Here is a 15,613-nt window from a genome sequence, read left to right as displayed (position 1 = left end):
TGACGGCAGCCGCCATATCACCCCAAAACTGGAGCATTCTGAAAGGCCAAAAAGGGGGGATACTTTCATATTCAGTTGGCTATAATGAGCGACACATGATTTAAGACTGAATGAAGGAATTCACCATGAGTTTGAACCTGGTTCCAGCAGGTAAAGATCTGCCAGAAGATATTTATGTGGTTATTGAGATCCCGGCCAACGCCGATCCCATCAAATACGAAGTTGATAAAGACTCCGGCGCGCTGTTTGTTGACCGCTTTATGTCTACCGCCATGTTCTACCCGTGCAACTACGGCTACATCAACCACACCCTCTCTCTGGACGGCGACCCGGTTGACGTGCTGGTACCAACGCCACATCCATTGCAGCCGGGTTCAGTGATCCGCTGCCGTCCGGTGGGCGTCCTGAAAATGACCGACGAGTCTGGCGAAGATGCCAAACTGGTCGCGGTCCCTCATACCAAGCTGACCAAAGAGTACGATCACATTAAAGATGTGAACGACCTTCCGGAACTGCTGCGCGCGCAGATCACCCACTTCTTCGAGCAGTATAAAGCGCTGGAGAAAGGCAAGTGGGTTAAAGTTGAAGGCTGGGATAATGCAGCAGCGGCAAAAGCTGAAATCATCGCCTCTTTCGAACGCGCCGCGAAGAAGTAATCCTCTTCAGGGCAAAAAAAACACCGCTCACTGAGCGGTGTTTTTGTTTATCAGCCCATCAGGACTGCTCCTGCGCATCGCGCAGCAGCCAGTTGCCGCTGTCGATACGTTGTTTTCCTCTTACCGATCGCTGATAGACATACAGCCAGGCGCTGCCATAAGGCGTCTGCACCAGAGTCCGCTTATACTCTCCCCCCTGGGTGCGTAGCGCATCCAGTTCGCCCAGCGTGGAAGCATCAATGCGGTAGACTTCACAGTACACCTGGCCCTCTCCCACCACAACGCCGGGATAATGCCCAAGGTTGTATAGCGCATAGCCGCTAATCTGGTGATCGCCCAGCCACTGGCCGTTGGTCATCCAGTGACTGTTCCCTTGCTTACGCCTTAAGCTACCGTAGACAATTATTCGCATTGCTAAAACTCAAACTGATAAAGTAAATCCAGCGCCTGATCGATACCAGACACCGCTTCTAAATAGAGTTTAGGCATCAGGCGATAACGCAGAGTAAGCGTCGCCAGTGAATCAAAAATGCCAACGCCGTATTTTACCTGCAGACCCGGCAGTACGTAGCCGCTAACCTGGACCTGCTGACTGTCACCGACGCCAGCCGTATCCAGCGCCAGATTACTCACGCCGAAAGTCTCCCCGATTTTACCCACAATCTGACCACTTTGCGCAAGCCCCAATCCCACCAGCGCTGAGGTTATTGCACTGCTATCGCTGCCGCTCGCATCCAGTCCCTGTCCGCGCAGCAGATAAGACAGCGCTTCCTGCTGCGACATGGTGGGGTCAGCGAAGACTTCGGCCTTCGGTTCATCCGCCAGTCCGGTTACGCGAACGCCTGCGGTCACGTCGTCTTCCGTGGCTTCCGGATTACGGATTGCCTCGATGTTCAGATAAGGCTGATCCGGTGGTCCGGCAAACTGTAGCTCGCCCTTACGCACGATAAGATCCTGTCCATAGGCGTGAAAGCGGCCAGATGGAATATTGATCTGACCGTTCAGCCCCAGACCGCGCTTGTCCTGCACCAGCTTCAGGTCACCATTCAGACTGGCTTTCAGACCGAATGCGCTGAGACGCACGTCGTCACCGACGTGAATAACCAGATTACTGTTAATCGGGATGGCCGCAGTTTTCGGGGCCACCGGCTTAAGGTCTTTATCCAGCAGCACTTCGTCCGATGATACGCCCACCGCACTCTCAGGAACCTCCTGCACGGTGATACGCGCCCAGGGGATATCCACGCGGCCATTAAGATTGAACATCTGCGGCGTCGCCTCGAAAACCAGGTCCGGAGAGACATCCATCCGCACCATCGGCGGCACGGTAACCCGGACCCTGTCGCCCTTCGCGGCTACGCGCGCGCGCCAGGCATCCAGCTGCCGCCAGTCGGCATCCCCGTTAAGGGCAATCTGTCCGTGGGAGGTCTTAATCAGCCCTTCCAGCGTTGAGCTCATGCCGTTAAAAACCATATTCAGGCTGGCCGAAGTCAGTTCAACCGGCATAAAGCTGCCCTGTACATCAACATCTTTCAACCCCAGCTGACCAAATACCTGTGGCTGTTGCAGGTTTCCGCCCAACCGCAGGTTGCTGTTAAGCAGGCCTGCGACCTTCTCACCCTTCATCAGCGCAGGATTCAGCATCGCCAGCGACAGGCTGGCAATATTGACGTTGCCGGAGAGGGTGCGCTTACCCTGCGGATCGGCAATCTGCACGTTGCCGTTAAGCTGGCCGTTGTTCGCGATGCGGATCAGCCAGTCGAGCTGAGCACGACCCTCGTGCAGCCCGGCGTTAAGGTTTAGCTGGTCGAAGGCAACAGGCAGTTTATTGCCCTGCACGTCCTGCACCACCTTCACCCCGTTACCTTTCAGCGTCACGCGGCCCTGTGGCAGCCCGCCGTCAGCTTTCCAGGTGACGTCGGCATCACCCGTGAATACGCCGCTAAGCGCGGTTTCTTCGCCGAGGAGGGGTTTTGCCATCGCCAGATCGAAGCGGTTCAACACCACTTTGGCATGGCCGGATGGCCCCGCCTCAATGGTTTGCGGAACGCAGATCTGCGCATTCGGGTTTTGCCAGCAGTGCGGCCCAATGCTCACCGTCTGCTTCGCGTTCAGATAATCCAGCGCAATGGCCCGGGTCAGGCGCCATTCCCCTACCGGCGTATCGAAGCGCGTATTGTTCAGCGTCCCGGTCCAGCGCTGTGCCTGGCGATCAAAACTGCCGTTGAGCGCCAGCTGCCCGGAAACCGGTTGCCCGCTGATGGTGAGCTTCATCTGATGCTGCTTCTCATCGCCGCTGGCATCCAGCGTGACCAGAGAGAGGTTAAGCGCATCCTGTTTGATCCGCTCGACGCGCAGCGCCAGCTTACCTTTGATCTCATCCCCTGAGCTGACGTCGCCTTTTAGCTTCGCCCGGGCAATACTCAGCGCCTGCCAGCGCAGCCCGGCGGCGGTCACGTCGGCCAGCAGCTGCGGCGCTTTCAGATCGCCACGCGCTTTAATCGTCCCTTTCACCACGCCGCCCAGACCGGGAAGCGCGTTATCGAGGTGTGCGGCGTCTATATTGGCATCCAGCGCCAGCTTGTCGCCCAGGGAACCCTTAACATCAAGATTATTACGCCCCAATACCAGCTTCAGGCCGGGAATATCCCACTGGTTGTAGCTGTTGCCATACAGGGAACCGTCGGCGGTAACCGCATTTTGCTTCACGTTGCCGCGCAGCTTCAGCTCCGGCACGCGCACCTGCCAGCTGCCGCCATAGAGGCTGCCGCGGGTGGTGATTTTCCCTTCCAGCTTCGCCGGCCAGTCCGGATACTGCTTCGCGGTATTAATCCCGGAGAGCGTCAGCTCACTGCGCCAGCTGATAGCCTTGCTCCAGTCCACCAGCGCCGTTAGATCGGTATTGCCCTCCAGCGCCGCCAGCCTGAGCTTGTCCAGCGAGAAGTGTTCAACATCGCCTTTACCGTTCAGGGTGAGCGTCGCGGGAGGAACGCTCTGCCCTTTCAGGGCGGTCCTGAGCGACATCACGTAATCCGTCGCCTTGCCCTTAAAGCTGAAGTTCAGGTTATCCGCCTGGTACTGCGTTTCCCCATTCAGCGGCCAGCGCAGCTGCGCGCTTTGTAGCGTAAGCGACAGAGGCAGGCCGGCCTCGGCCAGCCTGGCACCGGCGTCCAGCTGCGCCCGCAGCGGGCCGGAAAGGTTGAGCGCCAGGTTTAGCTGCTCGCGCAGGCCGCCGCTGAGGGTCATTTTTATCTTCTCACCTTTGACCGGATCAACATTCAGCGCGCTGTTAAGCGTGAGGCTGACCGGCCAGTTATCCGCCAGCGTCGCCTCTCCCTGCGCGTTGAGACGTCCCTGAGGTGAATCCACCGCCAGCGTCTTCAGCTGTAGCTTGCGCTCCTGCGTTTTGGCCTTCACCAGCAGGCGGTTAATGGCAATGTCGGTATCGCCGGTAATGCGCAGCTGTTCGCCCAGTAGCTGCTGTACGTCGACGTCCAGCGGCATTTTGAAGTCGGGCAGCTCCGGCAGCAAAGGCTTAGCAAACATCGCCTTTAGCGTCTCGCCCAGCGGTTGCTCATCCGCTTTCGGCTGCTGTACCTTTGGCTGAACGACCTCTTTATCGGCCACCTGCGCGGCCTTCGGCAGCGCAATCAGCAGCCCCTGAATATGGGTCGGCATCAGAGTCAGCGCGCGCTGCTGCCAGTGCATACCCGAGGTGAAGTCGGCGAGTGAAATTGCCGTATCATCCACCTTAACGGTGATATTGTGCAGCGCCAGGCGGCGAAGCGTAATCGGGTAAGGCGTACTCAGATCGCCCGTGGACGTATCTTTGTCCTGCGTCTCTGCTGCGGGCGTCATTTTTTTGCTATCGACCGCCACGTTGACGTCTTTCAGGGAGAGGTCGTTAACGCAGAAGGCACTGTGCCTCAGGCAGCCCAGCTGCAGGGCCAGATGAAACTCCCCGGCGTTAACCGTCACGCCCGGCATCTGGTATTGCACCCCTTTGAGGGTCAGGTTTCGCCAGCCGCCGTCGATCTGTTTAATCTGCAATCCCGGCACCCAGCGCGATGCGCCGTTCAGCACCAGATGCAGGCCGGTTGTGGTGCCCACCAGGAAGGCGATTGTGCCCAGCAGCAGCATAATGAAAATCAGAATGCCGATCAGGACCTTTTTCCAGCGACTCATAGTTCAGGCCCCAGTCCGATATAAAACTGTATGTCACGATCTTCGTCATCACCCACCGGGCGGGCGATATCCAGCTTAATCGGCCCCACGGGTGACTGCCAGCGCACGCCAAAGCCCGCGCCCGTTTTCACGTTACTCTGTTTGATGTCGTTTACCGCTTCACCGGAATCAATAAACACCGCGCCCCACCACTTGCCGGTGACGTTGTACTGATACTCCAGCGATCCGGTTGCCAGCTTTGAGGCACCGGTTAGCTTACCGTCGTCGTCGCGCGGCGAAATGCCCTTGTATTTGTAGCCACGGATGCTGCGATCGCCCCCGGCGAAGAAGCGCAGATCGGGTGGAACACGCTCAAAATCGCTGGTTTCAATCCAGCCAAGGTTGCCACGCACGACAAAGCGGTTTTTTTCTCCCAGGGTACGGATCCAGACGTTCTGCGCCTGCACCACGGCAAAATCAACATCCGACCCCCATGTGGTATCGGACACGTCCAGGGAGTAGCGCTGGGAATCGCCCCAGACCGGCATCAGTCCGCCGCGTGAGCGGGTACGGTTGATGCTCACGCCGGGGTAGATAAGCATGGTGGTGTTGGTGACGTTACCCTGGGTAAAGTGATCCAGACTCCAGCGCAGGTTAATGGCCCGCTGCCAGCCGGATGATGATTCCCAATAGCGCGATGCCGCCAGGGTTGAGGAGTCCGCTTTAGTGTCATTCAGATCGGTACGCTTCAGTCCGCCCTGTAACAGGTAATACTGTTCGATCGGGCTTTTCAGCAGCGGGATCTTATAGCTGAAATCCAGCTGCTGTTCGGGCGCGGAGATGTTCGCGCTGGTAGTCAAGCTATGGCCGTAAGAGTTAACCCAGGGCCTTTTCCACGTTGCCTTAACGCGCGGGCCCACATCGGTGGAATAGCCCACGCCGGTTTCAATGGTATTTTCGGTTCGCGGAGTGACCACGCCCTGCAGCGGCAGTATTTTGCTTTTACGGGATTTGTCGAATTCAGGCGCCACCACCACCGAGTTAAACCAGCCGGTAGCTGAGAGGCGGCGGTTGAGTTCGGCCAGATCGCGCGAACTGTAGTAGTCGCCTTTTTTGAAGGGCACCAGATTCTGCAGGTACTCTTCCCGGATTTGTGAGCCTTCAAAGCTGACGCTGCCAAAGCGATACCGCTGGCCGCTGTCATAATCAATATCCCAGAACGCCTCGTGACGATCGACCGATACGCCAAGCTGGCTTTTGGTAAAGTCGCCGTCGAAATACCCTTTGCGCAGGGCCATATTGCTGAGCGAACTTTTGAATTTGTCGTACTCACCGTGATTCAGCACGCTGCCAATTTTGCTTTTGCCGCCCTGCACCAGAGCCTGATAGTCAGCGTCGGTGCGTCCTTCACCGCGAATAATCACCGTTTCGCCCGCCAGCTTAACCGGCTGGCCCGGCTTGACGTTGGCCACCAGCAGCGGTCTTTTACCGCCTGCTGGCGGCGGGAGCAGGCTAAACTCGATGGTGGGCTCATAGTAGCCCAGCGCCTTCAGGCCCTCTTTGACCGCCTCGCTTACGCGTGCGCGAAAACGCCCATCGGCAGAGATTTCATCGCTGGAGATGGTCGAAAGCCTCGCCCGCACGTTTTTCTGTAATTCCCCGGATAACCCTGTCACCTGCAATCGCACGGTCGCAGCCTCTACAGCGGGTGCGGCAGCGATCAGACAGATCACGCAGTAAAGATGGATACGTGGCACGCTTACTCCTGGTTTTATAGCCGACCCTGGTCCAGATGGGCATGACATCTTCTGGTTACTCGTCCTGAAGTTCAGGGTGGTGTTAATCATGGCAAAGTTTTGGCTGATTTCACCCTTCTTTCACCGATAAAGCTAAAATTTTCACTTATTGTGCGTAAAGAATTGACATGATACAACATATGATCGTGATCGAATGTAAATCGGGCTGTCAGGGAAGAGAGAGGCTTACAGGAGAAGCTCTCGCTTCGTAAAGCGCGCCACACGCGATGGCGACCGGGACGAAAGCGAGTCTGTCGAGCGCCGTAATTGTAAGCACTCGCCACCACGGCTATAATCCCCAGCACGGACCGCGATGCGGACCGTCGATACATTTCTGCCCCGGCTTTATTACCCGATGCAGACATTTTTGGCACGGACAGCCGACCCTGACTGAACGGCATCTCACGTTCGCAGAACCTTATGCGCTGCCCAGGCCAAAAATGACAGGTGATTAACCCAAGGCCAGGTTTCAGGCGCTTCACTCTGATTGCTACTGAATCGAGCCATATTATGGATGTTCTATGTTAGACAGCTTGCTTGTCATCTTACTGCTGATTGCGGTCAGTTCATTTTTCTCTCTTTCAGAAATCTCGCTGGCGGCGGCACGCAAAATTAAACTGAAACTGCTGGCCAACGAGGGCAATATCAACGCCCAGCGTGTGCTGAATATGCAGGAAACGCCGGGGATGTTCTTTACCGTGGTGCAAATTGGGCTGAACGCGGTCGCCATTCTCGGCGGTATCGTCGGCGACTCGGCCTTTTCGCCTGCCTTCCGCTCGCTTTTTCTCCGCTTTGCCAGCCCGGAGCGAGCCGAACAGCTTAGCTTTATCTGCTCCTTCACCCTGGTGACCAGCCTGTTTATTCTGTTTGCCGATCTGTTCCCTAAGCGTTTGGGTATGATTGCCCCCGAGGTCATTGCCCTCAAAATCATCAACCCAATGCGGCTGTGCCTGTTTATTTTCCGCCCGCTGGTGTGGTTCTTTAACGGCGGAGCCAATATTATTTTTCGCCTGTTTAAAATCCCGCTGGTGCGTAAAGACGACATCACTTCTGACGATATTTACGCGGTGGTGGAAGCCGGTGCGCTGGCGGGCGTACTGCGTAAGCAGGAACATGAACTGATTGAAAACGTGTTCGAACTGGAGTCACGCACCGTTCCGTCATCGATGACCTCGCGTGAAAACGTCGTGTGGTTTGATCTGCACGAAGACGAAGAGAGTCTGAAGAAAAAAATCGCCAATCATCCCCACTCTAAGTTCCTCGTATGTAATCAGGATATCGACCATATCGTGGGCTATGTGGACTCTAAAGAGCTGCTGCTGCGCGTACTGGGGCACCAGAGCATGGCGCTGAACAGCGGCGTACAGATCCGCTCCGCGCTCATCGTGCCGGACACCCTGACGCTGTCGGAAGCGCTGGAAAGTTTCAAAACCGCCGGGGAAGACTTTGCGGTGATCATGAATGAGTATGCGCTGGTGGTGGGGATCATTACCCTCAATGACGTGATGACCACGCTGATGGGCGATTTGGTCGGTCAGGGAATGGAAGAGCAGATTGTCGCCCGTGATGAAAACTCATGGCTGGTCGAAGGCGGTACGCCGATAGATGACGTCATGCGCGTGCTGGATATTGACGAGTTTCCGCAGTCAGGCAACTATGAAACCATCGGCGGCTTTATGATGTTTATGCTGCGTAAAATCCCGAAGCGCACTGATTTCGTTAAGTTTCACGGCTACAAGTTTGAGGTAGTCGATATCGACAGCTACCGTATCGATCAGCTGCTGGTTACCCGCATCGTTGCGCGTCCACCGGCGGCTCCGGTGCTGCCTGATGCAGCGGAAGAATAATCAGCCTGTCAGACATTCAGGGTTGCCAGAAACAGGTAAGGCGCGAAATTCGCGCCTTATTTTATCCCCCACGCTGGCTGCAGGGCGATCAGTTAAATTCTGTCTGCATACGCAGAACCTGACGGTTCACTTCTGACATCACGCTGTAGTGCTGTTTGTCTTTGATACGCGGAAGAAGGATTTTCCCCTTATCGAACTCGAAAGCGCCTACGTCTTTTATATACAGCCTGCCACGAAAAAGAATTTTAACGTATTTAGCAACCTGCAGCGGGTTATATCGCTGAAAGATCTTCATTGTGGTTCAACTCCTGAAAATGATGCTCGCTGCGTCGTGTCCAGGCTTGGTACGAAGCTGTGCAGCGAAAAGTGGATTTACTATAGACCAGGATCGTCTTCCTGAAGTCCTAAAATCAAACTTTTTTACTGTTATTACATAACCTGACAGTAGGCTCTGTCAGCCAAATGCGGACAAAGAGTATAAACCTTCAAACCGCCCGGATTTGTGCTGTGTGTTGCAAACATGTTATTCCGATGCGACAGAAGCATCATCTCTGTTTACTATTGCAGTCATATGACCATCTGGTCCGATCAGATCTCAGGAGCCCCTATGTTGCCCTTTCGCGCGTTTTTGATTCCCCTTGCTTTACTGTTCGCCGTACAGGCGAGCGCGCATGATTTTGTCCTGGGAGCGCGCGTAACACCGATCGGTATTGCGGATAAGGGGGAACTTCTCTACCAGCAGAACAGCTTCAGCTACGCAAAATGGAACAGCGCTCGCCTGGTAGGGAAAGTACGCATCATTCAGCACATTGCAGGGCGCTCTTCTGCAAAAGAAAAGAATGCGGCACTGATTGAAGCGGTGAAGGCCGCCGGGCTGCCGCACGATCGCTATCAGACCACGACCCTGGTGAATACTGATGATGCTATTCCCGGTACGGGTATGTTCGTCAGCAGCAGCATTGAAAACAATAAAAAGCAGTATCCCTGGTCACAATTTATTGTTGACGAGCGGGGCGTGGCAAAAAAAGCCTGGCAACTCCAGGATGGAGGTTCAGCTATTATCGTGCTGGATAAAGAGGGCAAAGTACGCTTTGCAAAGGATGGCGCACTGACGCAGGATGAGGTGAAACAGGTGCTCGCGCTGGTACATCGTTTAGTGGGGCAGCCAGAGGGAGAGCTATCCGGACAGTCAGGTAAATGAAGCGGCGCGACGCGGCCAGTTCGGACAGGGGTTGAGCCGCCCGCCGCGTTTAAAGACCGGACAGCGGACATCTCGCCCCCCGTTTAAAGACCTGACAACAGGCAGGTCGACTTGCCCGTTCGTAGATCCGACACTGGGCAAGTCGCCTCGCTTGTTCTAAGACTGGCGGGAGAGCGCCCCGTCAGTTTTCATCCCTTATCGGCGATGATGCGTTGCACTCAGTCGTGTGCTAACGCGTCCGATCGCTGAGGCGAGCCTCGGGTGCAACGTCGTCAGAATATTGATACCCGAAAGCCGGGATTAAGGAACGATTCGCGTGGGGCATAATCCAGCGTACGACCCTGCCAGTCATGAACATGCGCGCCGGCTGCCACCGCCACGGCATGGCCCGCCCCCGTATCCCAGATATTCGTCGGCCCAAAGCGGGGGTACAGCTGTGCTTTCCCTTCTGCCACCAGGCAAAACTTAAGCGACGAACCAATGGCGATGGTCTGGTGCTCGCCCAGATGACTCAGATAGTCCTCAAGTTCGGTATCGCTGTGCGAGCGGCTGACAACGACCAGCGGAGGCCGCGCCTCGCGCACCTGAATCTGCTCCCGGTGGCCGCCCTCTTCCTTCCAGGCTTTCCCCTCTGCTGCCGAGTACATCACGCCAAGCACTGGCGCATAAACCACACCCATAACCGGCCTGCCGTTCTCAATCAGGGCAATGTTTACGGTGAATTCGCCGTTGCGCTTGATAAACTCTTTCGTGCCATCCAGCGGATCAACCAGCCAGTAGCGCTGCCAGGCCTTACGAACGTCCCAGGCAGGAGGATCTTCCTCAGAGAGTACCGGGATCTCCGGCGATAACGCGGTCAGCCCGGCGATGATCACCCGGTGTGCGGCGATATCCGCAGCCGTCACCGGCGAGTCGTCCTGCTTGTGTGAAATATCAAGCGGTGCCTGCCCATCATAGACCCGCATAATGGCGTCTCCCGCTTCCCGCGACAGCTGGCAAATTTTCTCTAACATGCTTCACCTCCTGATTTGCGTCTTATTTCCGGTATCAAAAGCATACTTTATTATTCATCGCAGAACCTGCGGTTTATGGTCGTACCCTCCCTGAGACAAATAAATTCCGATTACCGCGCCGTCATAAGGCGTAAATATTTGTGTGAGATCACATATCTGTGAGACACCAGGTAACATTCTTTTTAAAAGCTGAGATGTTGATAGCCGAAACTGTACCTGCCTGAAAACGGGCTCCGGCACCTTCCCGGAGATCGAAGCACGCCGGTGACCGGTATCGACGAGAGAAGCCTGCAATCGGCAAGGTAACACAGAGGATATCAGCGATTAACATGGAGAGAACGATGATGAAACCCTGCCTGACGCTGGCAGCACTGCTGGTCAGTACCACTATCCATGCGGCAACGGTCGATTTCCGCCTGCTGGAGACGACCGATCTGCACAGTAATATGATGGATTTCGATTACTACAAAGATACGCCAACTGAAAAATTTGGCCTGGTACGCACCGCAACGCTTATTGAAGCAGCCCGGAAAGAGGCGAGCAATAGCGTACTGGTCGATAACGGCGACGTTATTCAGGGAAGCCCGCTGGGCGACTATATTGCCGCCAGAGGGCTAAAGCCGGGGGATGTACACCCGGTATATAAAGCGATGAACCCGCTGAATTATACCGTGGGTAACCTGGGCAACCATGAATTTAACTATGGACTTGATTATCTTCATAGAGCGATCGACGGCGCCCACTTCCCCTATATCAACGCCAATATTATCGATCTTGAAACCGGTAAGCCCCTGTTCACGCCATGGCTTATCAAAGAGATACAGGTGACCGATCGGGAAGGAATATCCCACCCGTTAAAAGTCGGCTACATTGGATTTGTTCCGCCACAGATTATGTTATGGGACAAAACCAATCTTAGCGGCAAAGTAAAAGTAGATGATATTACCGAAACGGCCCGGAAATGGGTGCCCATCATGCGTGAGCAGGGTGCTGATATCATTGTCGCCATCCCCCATTCCGGCCTGTCCGGCGATCCTTACAAAGCAATGGCAGAAAACTCCGCTTACTATCTGAGCCAGGTGCCCGGTATTAATGCGATCCTCTTCGGGCACGCTCATGCTGTCTTCCCCGGGAAAGATTTCGCGGTCATCAAGGGGGCTGATATCAGCAAAGGTACGCTGAATGGCATTCCGGCCGTGATGCCCGGCATGTGGGGCGATCATCTCGGCGTCGTCGATCTGGTGTTAAACAACGATGCGGGCCGCTGGCAGGTTCGCGAAGCAAAAGCTGAAGCGCGCCCGATATATGATAAAACCTCAAAGAGATCACTCGCGGCCGAAGATACGTCGCTGTTGAAGGAACTGGATGAGGATCATAAGGCCACCCGCGCCTTCGTTGGAAAACCGGTGGGTAAATCCGCCGATGTGATGTACAGCTATCTGTCGCTGGTGCAGGACGACCCGACCGTCCAGATCGTTAATAACGCTCAGCGCGATTATGTGCAGCACTTTATTCAGGGCGATCCGGACCTGGCCAATCTGCCGGTGCTGTCGGCAGCAGCGCCATTCAAAGCTGGCGGGCGTAAAAACGATCCCAGCAGCTATGTCACCGTAGAAAAGGGAGAACTGACCTTCCGTAACGCCGCCGATCTCTATCTTTATCCCAATACGCTGGTAGTGATGAAAGTAAGTGGCGCAGAGGTCAAAGAGTGGCTGGAGTGCTCAGCAGGCCAGTTTAACCAGATTGATGTAAACAGCAGCCAGCCACAATCACTCATCAACTGGAATTTCCGCACCTACAACTTTGATGTGATCGATGGTGTGGACTACCGCATCGACGTCACCCAGCCTGCCCGTTATGATGCCGAGTGCCAGCTAATTAATGATAAAGCCTCGCGCATTCAGCATCTGACCTGGCAGGGCAAACCCATCGACCCTGAGGCGACTTTTCTGGTGGCGACCAATAACTATCGGGCCTATAGCGGGAAATTTGCCGGTACGGGTGAGTCGCATATTGCCTTTGCATCGCCGGATGAAAACCGTAGCGTACTCGCCGCCTGGATCCGCGCACAAACTAACGCGCAGGGGGTAGTTAACCCACAGGCGGATAATAACTGGAAGCTGGCGACGATTAAGCATTCCACGCCCTTAGATATTCGTTTTGAGACATCACCAGATGAAAAGGCCAGACAGTTTATTCAGCAGCATGCTCAGTACCCTGTTGAGTTAAAAGGAACGGATGAAACTGGCTTCGCTATCTATCAAATTAATTTACAAAAATAGTACGGGGTATCAAAGAGCGTCGGGGAACGGAAATATCACGAACCAGCAGATTAATAGATAATTGTAAGCCAGCCCTCATTAATCTCTCAGGGCTGGCCTTTACTGCGAAAGCAGTTAACTTAGCTTTCTGTGTTTCCTGTATTCTCTGTACTTCCTGTGGCCCAATTTACGATACCACGAATACCCTGGCTCATATTTTGTAACGCACCGATAACATTCAACTCAAAAATACAGCCAATACCCTTACCCAGCATACCTGCGGAATCGGCTACAGCTGAACTGACCGCAGAGCCAATAGCTTTACCCAGCGCTTCGCCAAAACGATCAAAGATCAACCCGCCGGATACGGCAGAAACTTCATTATTATTTAATTCACGCATTATTTATCCTCTATAATATATTTAACCCCCAATTATTGGGGCGGGAGAAACAATAACTACGGAAGCGTTAATGAGTCAATCGTATATAAACGAAATGGAGAATATACGCAGGCAATTAGAATATTATCTAAAGAACAGAGGCAAAATAAATCCGTTTTAAGCCAATAAAAAAAGAGAGGATGAAATAATCATGCCCCTCTTTTTTCGTTATCAGCAAACTACCCTGCGTGGATCAGAGAATTTCCAGCAGTTCCACTTCAAACACCAGCGTACTGAGTGGTGGGATGGTTGCACCCGCGCCGCGTTCGCCGTAGGCCAGGTTCTGTGGGATAACCAGCTGCCATTTAGAACCCACTGGCATCAGCGTAAGCGCTTCGATCCAGCCAGGAATCACGCCGCTGACCGGGAACTCAGCCGGCTCGCCACGCTGTACTGAGCTGTCAAATACGGTACCGTCGATTAGCTTACCAGTGTAGTGCACACGAACGCGATCCTGACGGGAAGGAATTGCGCCTTCGCCCTGGGTCAGCACGCTGAATTGCAGCCCAGATTCGGTCGTACTTACCCCTTCACGCTGAGCATTTTCTTCGAGGAATTTCTGACCCTCAGCCGCCATCGCCTGCTGGCGTTCAGTCCGTACGACATCGGCACGTTCGTGAACTTCACGTAGCGCGCGGTGAACAACATCAACAGGTACAGCCGGGGCATTCCCTTCCAGCGCGTCGCGCAGGCCAGCCAGCAGGGCTTCAGGCTGCAGGCCCTGTAGTCCGGACTCCAGCAGCTGCTGGCCAACCTGTAAACCAATACCGTAGCTTGCTTGCGCTTCTACACTGTCAAAAGAAGGGGTTGTCATGGAATTTCCTTTCATCATTGATAAAACCGAAGACGAAGCATAACAGCCAGTACTACCGCCGTAAAACCCCATCTTCTTAAGGTGACTTTTGCCGTTGAAAAGGAAACAATACTTTGATCCCACTGACGGTATAAACTCCGCACGCACAACGCGTTATCAGCTATATTTGAGTCGAGGTTAACATGGGTTACTCTGCCCGCAGGCAAGGGAAAAGCCAGCCGCTTTCACTAAACGGTTTTGTAAGCCGGATAGCCAGAAGCTCACTATTTGCGCGATATTCGCGCCAGGAGGCCGACGCCATGCCGAAAGCGTCTTCAGGAAAACGATTACCCCATTTTTTCAGCCAGCTGTGGCAGCTGCCGGATTCTATACGCTGGATGGACCCGCTCCCTCCCTTTCACCGTCGCGGCATTATTTTTATCATCGCGATGGTGCTGCTGGTGTTTCTTTGGCCTTCCCCCACACCGGAACCGCCGCTGCGTCCGGTGAATACCGGCAGTACGGGCGGCACTGATCTGCCGCTACAGGCAGAAATCACGGACAGGCCAGCGCAAAGCCCGCCTGCTGCTCAGCAACCGGTCGCCTCGCCTGATTCACAGGGGCAGTGGCGCAGCTATCAGATTGCATCAGGCCAGACGCTGGCGCAGCTTTTCCGCGATAATAATCTGCCGGTTAACGATGTATTCGCTATGGCGCAGGTGGAAGGTACCGATAAGCCGCTGAGCAACCTACAGACAGGACAAAGGGTGAAGATTCGGCAAAATATGCAGGGGATCATTACCGGGCTGACCGTCGACGGCAGCAGCGGACAGGTGCTGTTTACCCGCCAGCCGGATGGCACATTTCTGCGCGCGCAGTAGTCTGGTCGGCTGAATAAGAGGTAAAAAAAACGCCGGCACAGGGCCGGCGTTTTTATTCGCTACTTAAACCAATCAGGCTTGAGCAACGATGTTAACAACCAGTTTCGCCACGACTTCGCTGTGAACAGCAAAGTGTACTTCGTGGTCGCCAGTGGTGCGCAGAACGCCGTTCGGCAGGCGAACTTCGCTCTTGTTCACTTCAACGCCAGCTGCGGTAACAGCATCAGCGATGTCGCGAGCACCCACAGAACCGAACAGTTTACCTTCGTCGCCTGCTTTAGACGCGAGGGTAACGGTGCCCAGTGCGTTGATTTTCTCAGCGCGAGCATTAGCTGCGGCCAGAACGTCAGCCAGTTTGGCTTCCAGTTCTGCACGGCGAGCTTCGAAAAACTCTACGTTTTTCTTAGTCGCTGGAACCGCTTTGCCCTGTGGAACCAGGAAGTTACGAGCGTAGCCCGCTTTAACATTAACCTGATCGCCCAGGGTGCCCAGGTTTGCTACTTTATCAAGCAGAATAACTTGCATTACCTTATCCTCTTAAAGTCGTTATAGACGATTGCC

The 15,613-nt window shown here is 54.6% G+C and carries 13 protein-coding genes; 5 read left to right on the top strand and 8 right to left on the bottom strand.

Going from position 1 to position 15,613, the window contains the following annotated elements; translation table 11 throughout:
* Positions 1 to 125 precede the first annotated feature (125 nt).
* Entirely contained in the window at positions 126 to 656 is a 531-nt protein-coding gene (gene ppa / locus ACLRGG_RS09445; RefSeq protein WP_416249483.1) for an inorganic diphosphatase, read from the top strand.
* Positions 657 to 714: 58 nt separating this feature from the next.
* On the opposite strand, the gene ACLRGG_RS09440 is transcribed toward ppa, so the two are convergent.
* From ACLRGG_RS09440 to tamA, 3 genes are read right to left on the bottom strand one after another with little or no spacing between them, the layout of a single operon-like run.
* On the bottom strand, positions 715 to 1,068 hold the full coding sequence (locus ACLRGG_RS09440) for a gamma-glutamylcyclotransferase family protein (RefSeq protein ID WP_416249481.1): 354 nt from the start codon (positions 1,066 to 1,068) through the stop codon (positions 715 to 717).
* A 2-nt stretch (positions 1,069 to 1,070) separates the two neighbouring features.
* Positions 1,071 to 4,841: an autotransporter assembly complex protein TamB gene (gene tamB / locus ACLRGG_RS09435; protein WP_416249479.1), complete on the bottom strand. Its 3,771-nt coding sequence runs from the start codon at positions 4,839 to 4,841 to the stop codon at positions 1,071 to 1,073.
* Positions 4,838 to 6,577: an autotransporter assembly complex protein TamA gene (gene tamA, locus ACLRGG_RS09430; RefSeq protein ID WP_416249478.1), complete on the bottom strand. Its 1,740-nt coding sequence runs from the start codon at positions 6,575 to 6,577 to the stop codon at positions 4,838 to 4,840. Before tamA ends, tamB begins: the two co-directional genes overlap by 4 nt.
* Positions 6,578 to 7,137: 560 nt before the next feature.
* Between tamA and paeA the strand changes: the two genes are divergently transcribed.
* Positions 7,138 to 8,463 (top strand): polyamine export protein PaeA, encoded by a 1,326-nt coding sequence (gene paeA, locus ACLRGG_RS09425; protein WP_416249476.1) that lies wholly within the window; start codon positions 7,138 to 7,140, stop codon positions 8,461 to 8,463.
* 88 nt (positions 8,464 to 8,551) lie between these two features.
* On the opposite strand, the gene ACLRGG_RS09420 is transcribed toward paeA, so the two are convergent.
* Positions 8,552 to 8,758 (bottom strand): DUF1107 domain-containing protein, encoded by a 207-nt coding sequence (locus ACLRGG_RS09420; protein WP_067704109.1) that lies wholly within the window; start codon positions 8,756 to 8,758, stop codon positions 8,552 to 8,554.
* Between the two features lie 312 nt (positions 8,759 to 9,070).
* Here ACLRGG_RS09420 and ACLRGG_RS09415 point away from each other — a divergent pair, with 312 nt between their 5' ends.
* Positions 9,071 to 9,664, top strand: coding sequence for a YtfJ family protein (locus tag ACLRGG_RS09415; RefSeq protein WP_416249474.1), 594 nt, complete (start codon positions 9,071 to 9,073; stop codon positions 9,662 to 9,664).
* A 272-nt stretch (positions 9,665 to 9,936) separates the two neighbouring features.
* Here ACLRGG_RS09415 and cysQ read toward each other — a convergent pair whose 3' ends face one another.
* Entirely contained in the window at positions 9,937 to 10,677 is a 741-nt protein-coding gene (gene cysQ, locus ACLRGG_RS09410; protein WP_416249472.1) for a 3'(2'),5'-bisphosphate nucleotidase CysQ, read from the bottom strand.
* Positions 10,678 to 11,018: 341 nt separating this feature from the next.
* On the opposite strand from cysQ, the gene ACLRGG_RS09405 reads away from it, so the two are divergent.
* A complete protein-coding gene (locus ACLRGG_RS09405; protein ID WP_416249470.1) occupies positions 11,019 to 12,959 on the top strand; it encodes a bifunctional 2',3'-cyclic-nucleotide 2'-phosphodiesterase/3'-nucleotidase in 1,941 nt (646 codons plus the stop codon).
* A gap of 119 nt (positions 12,960 to 13,078) precedes the next feature.
* Here the strand turns inward: ACLRGG_RS09405 and ACLRGG_RS09400 are convergent, their stop codons facing one another.
* Positions 13,079 to 13,339 (bottom strand): hypothetical protein, encoded by a 261-nt coding sequence (locus ACLRGG_RS09400; RefSeq protein WP_416249468.1) that lies wholly within the window; start codon positions 13,337 to 13,339, stop codon positions 13,079 to 13,081.
* A gap of 232 nt (positions 13,340 to 13,571) precedes the next feature.
* Entirely contained in the window at positions 13,572 to 14,192 is a 621-nt protein-coding gene (gene bamJ, locus ACLRGG_RS09395) for a BamJ family beta-barrel-assembly machinery protein (RefSeq protein WP_416249467.1), read from the bottom strand.
* A gap of 299 nt (positions 14,193 to 14,491) precedes the next feature.
* Here bamJ and ACLRGG_RS09390 point away from each other — a divergent pair, with 299 nt between their 5' ends.
* Positions 14,492 to 15,052: an OapA family protein gene (locus ACLRGG_RS09390; protein ID WP_416249465.1), complete on the top strand. Its 561-nt coding sequence runs from the start codon at positions 14,492 to 14,494 to the stop codon at positions 15,050 to 15,052.
* A gap of 72 nt (positions 15,053 to 15,124) precedes the next feature.
* Here ACLRGG_RS09390 and rplI read toward each other — a convergent pair whose 3' ends face one another.
* The gene (gene rplI, locus ACLRGG_RS09385) at positions 15,125 to 15,577 is read right to left on the bottom strand and encodes a 50S ribosomal protein L9 (RefSeq protein ID WP_416249463.1); all 453 of its coding nucleotides are present in this window, start codon (positions 15,575 to 15,577) and stop codon (positions 15,125 to 15,127) included.
* Between the last annotated feature and the right edge of the window lie 36 nt (positions 15,578 to 15,613).

Source organism: Erwinia sp. PPS120, from assembly GCF_047918655.1.
In the GTDB taxonomy this organism is placed as follows: Bacteria; Pseudomonadota; Gammaproteobacteria; order Enterobacterales; family Enterobacteriaceae; genus Erwinia; species Erwinia tasmaniensis_A.
This window is presented reverse-complemented; position numbering and strand designations above follow the sequence as displayed.

Excerpts from the sequence above, each read along its gene's own strand:
- cysQ (WP_416249472.1), bottom strand. The coding sequence starts at position 10,677 with ATGTTAGAGAAAATTTGCCAGCTGTCGCGGGAAGCGGGAGACGCCATT.
- ppa (WP_416249483.1), top strand. The coding sequence starts at position 126 with ATGAGTTTGAACCTGGTTCCAGCAGGTAAAGATCTGCCAGAAGATATT.
- tamB (WP_416249479.1), bottom strand. The coding sequence starts at position 4,841 with ATGAGTCGCTGGAAAAAGGTCCTGATCGGCATTCTGATTTTCATTATG.
- ACLRGG_RS09440 (WP_416249481.1), bottom strand. The coding sequence starts at position 1,068 with ATGCGAATAATTGTCTACGGTAGCTTAAGGCGTAAGCAAGGGAACAGT.
- ACLRGG_RS09400 (WP_416249468.1), bottom strand. The coding sequence starts at position 13,339 with ATGCGTGAATTAAATAATAATGAAGTTTCTGCCGTATCCGGCGGGTTG.
- rplI (WP_416249463.1), bottom strand. The coding sequence starts at position 15,577 with ATGCAAGTTATTCTGCTTGATAAAGTAGCAAACCTGGGCACCCTGGGC.
- paeA (WP_416249476.1), top strand. The coding sequence starts at position 7,138 with ATGTTAGACAGCTTGCTTGTCATCTTACTGCTGATTGCGGTCAGTTCA.
- ACLRGG_RS09390 (WP_416249465.1), top strand. The coding sequence starts at position 14,492 with ATGCCGAAAGCGTCTTCAGGAAAACGATTACCCCATTTTTTCAGCCAG.
- ACLRGG_RS09405 (WP_416249470.1), top strand. The coding sequence starts at position 11,019 with ATGATGAAACCCTGCCTGACGCTGGCAGCACTGCTGGTCAGTACCACT.
- ACLRGG_RS09415 (WP_416249474.1), top strand. The coding sequence starts at position 9,071 with ATGTTGCCCTTTCGCGCGTTTTTGATTCCCCTTGCTTTACTGTTCGCC.
- bamJ (WP_416249467.1), bottom strand. The coding sequence starts at position 14,192 with ATGACAACCCCTTCTTTTGACAGTGTAGAAGCGCAAGCAAGCTACGGT.
- ACLRGG_RS09420 (WP_067704109.1), bottom strand. The coding sequence starts at position 8,758 with ATGAAGATCTTTCAGCGATATAACCCGCTGCAGGTTGCTAAATACGTT.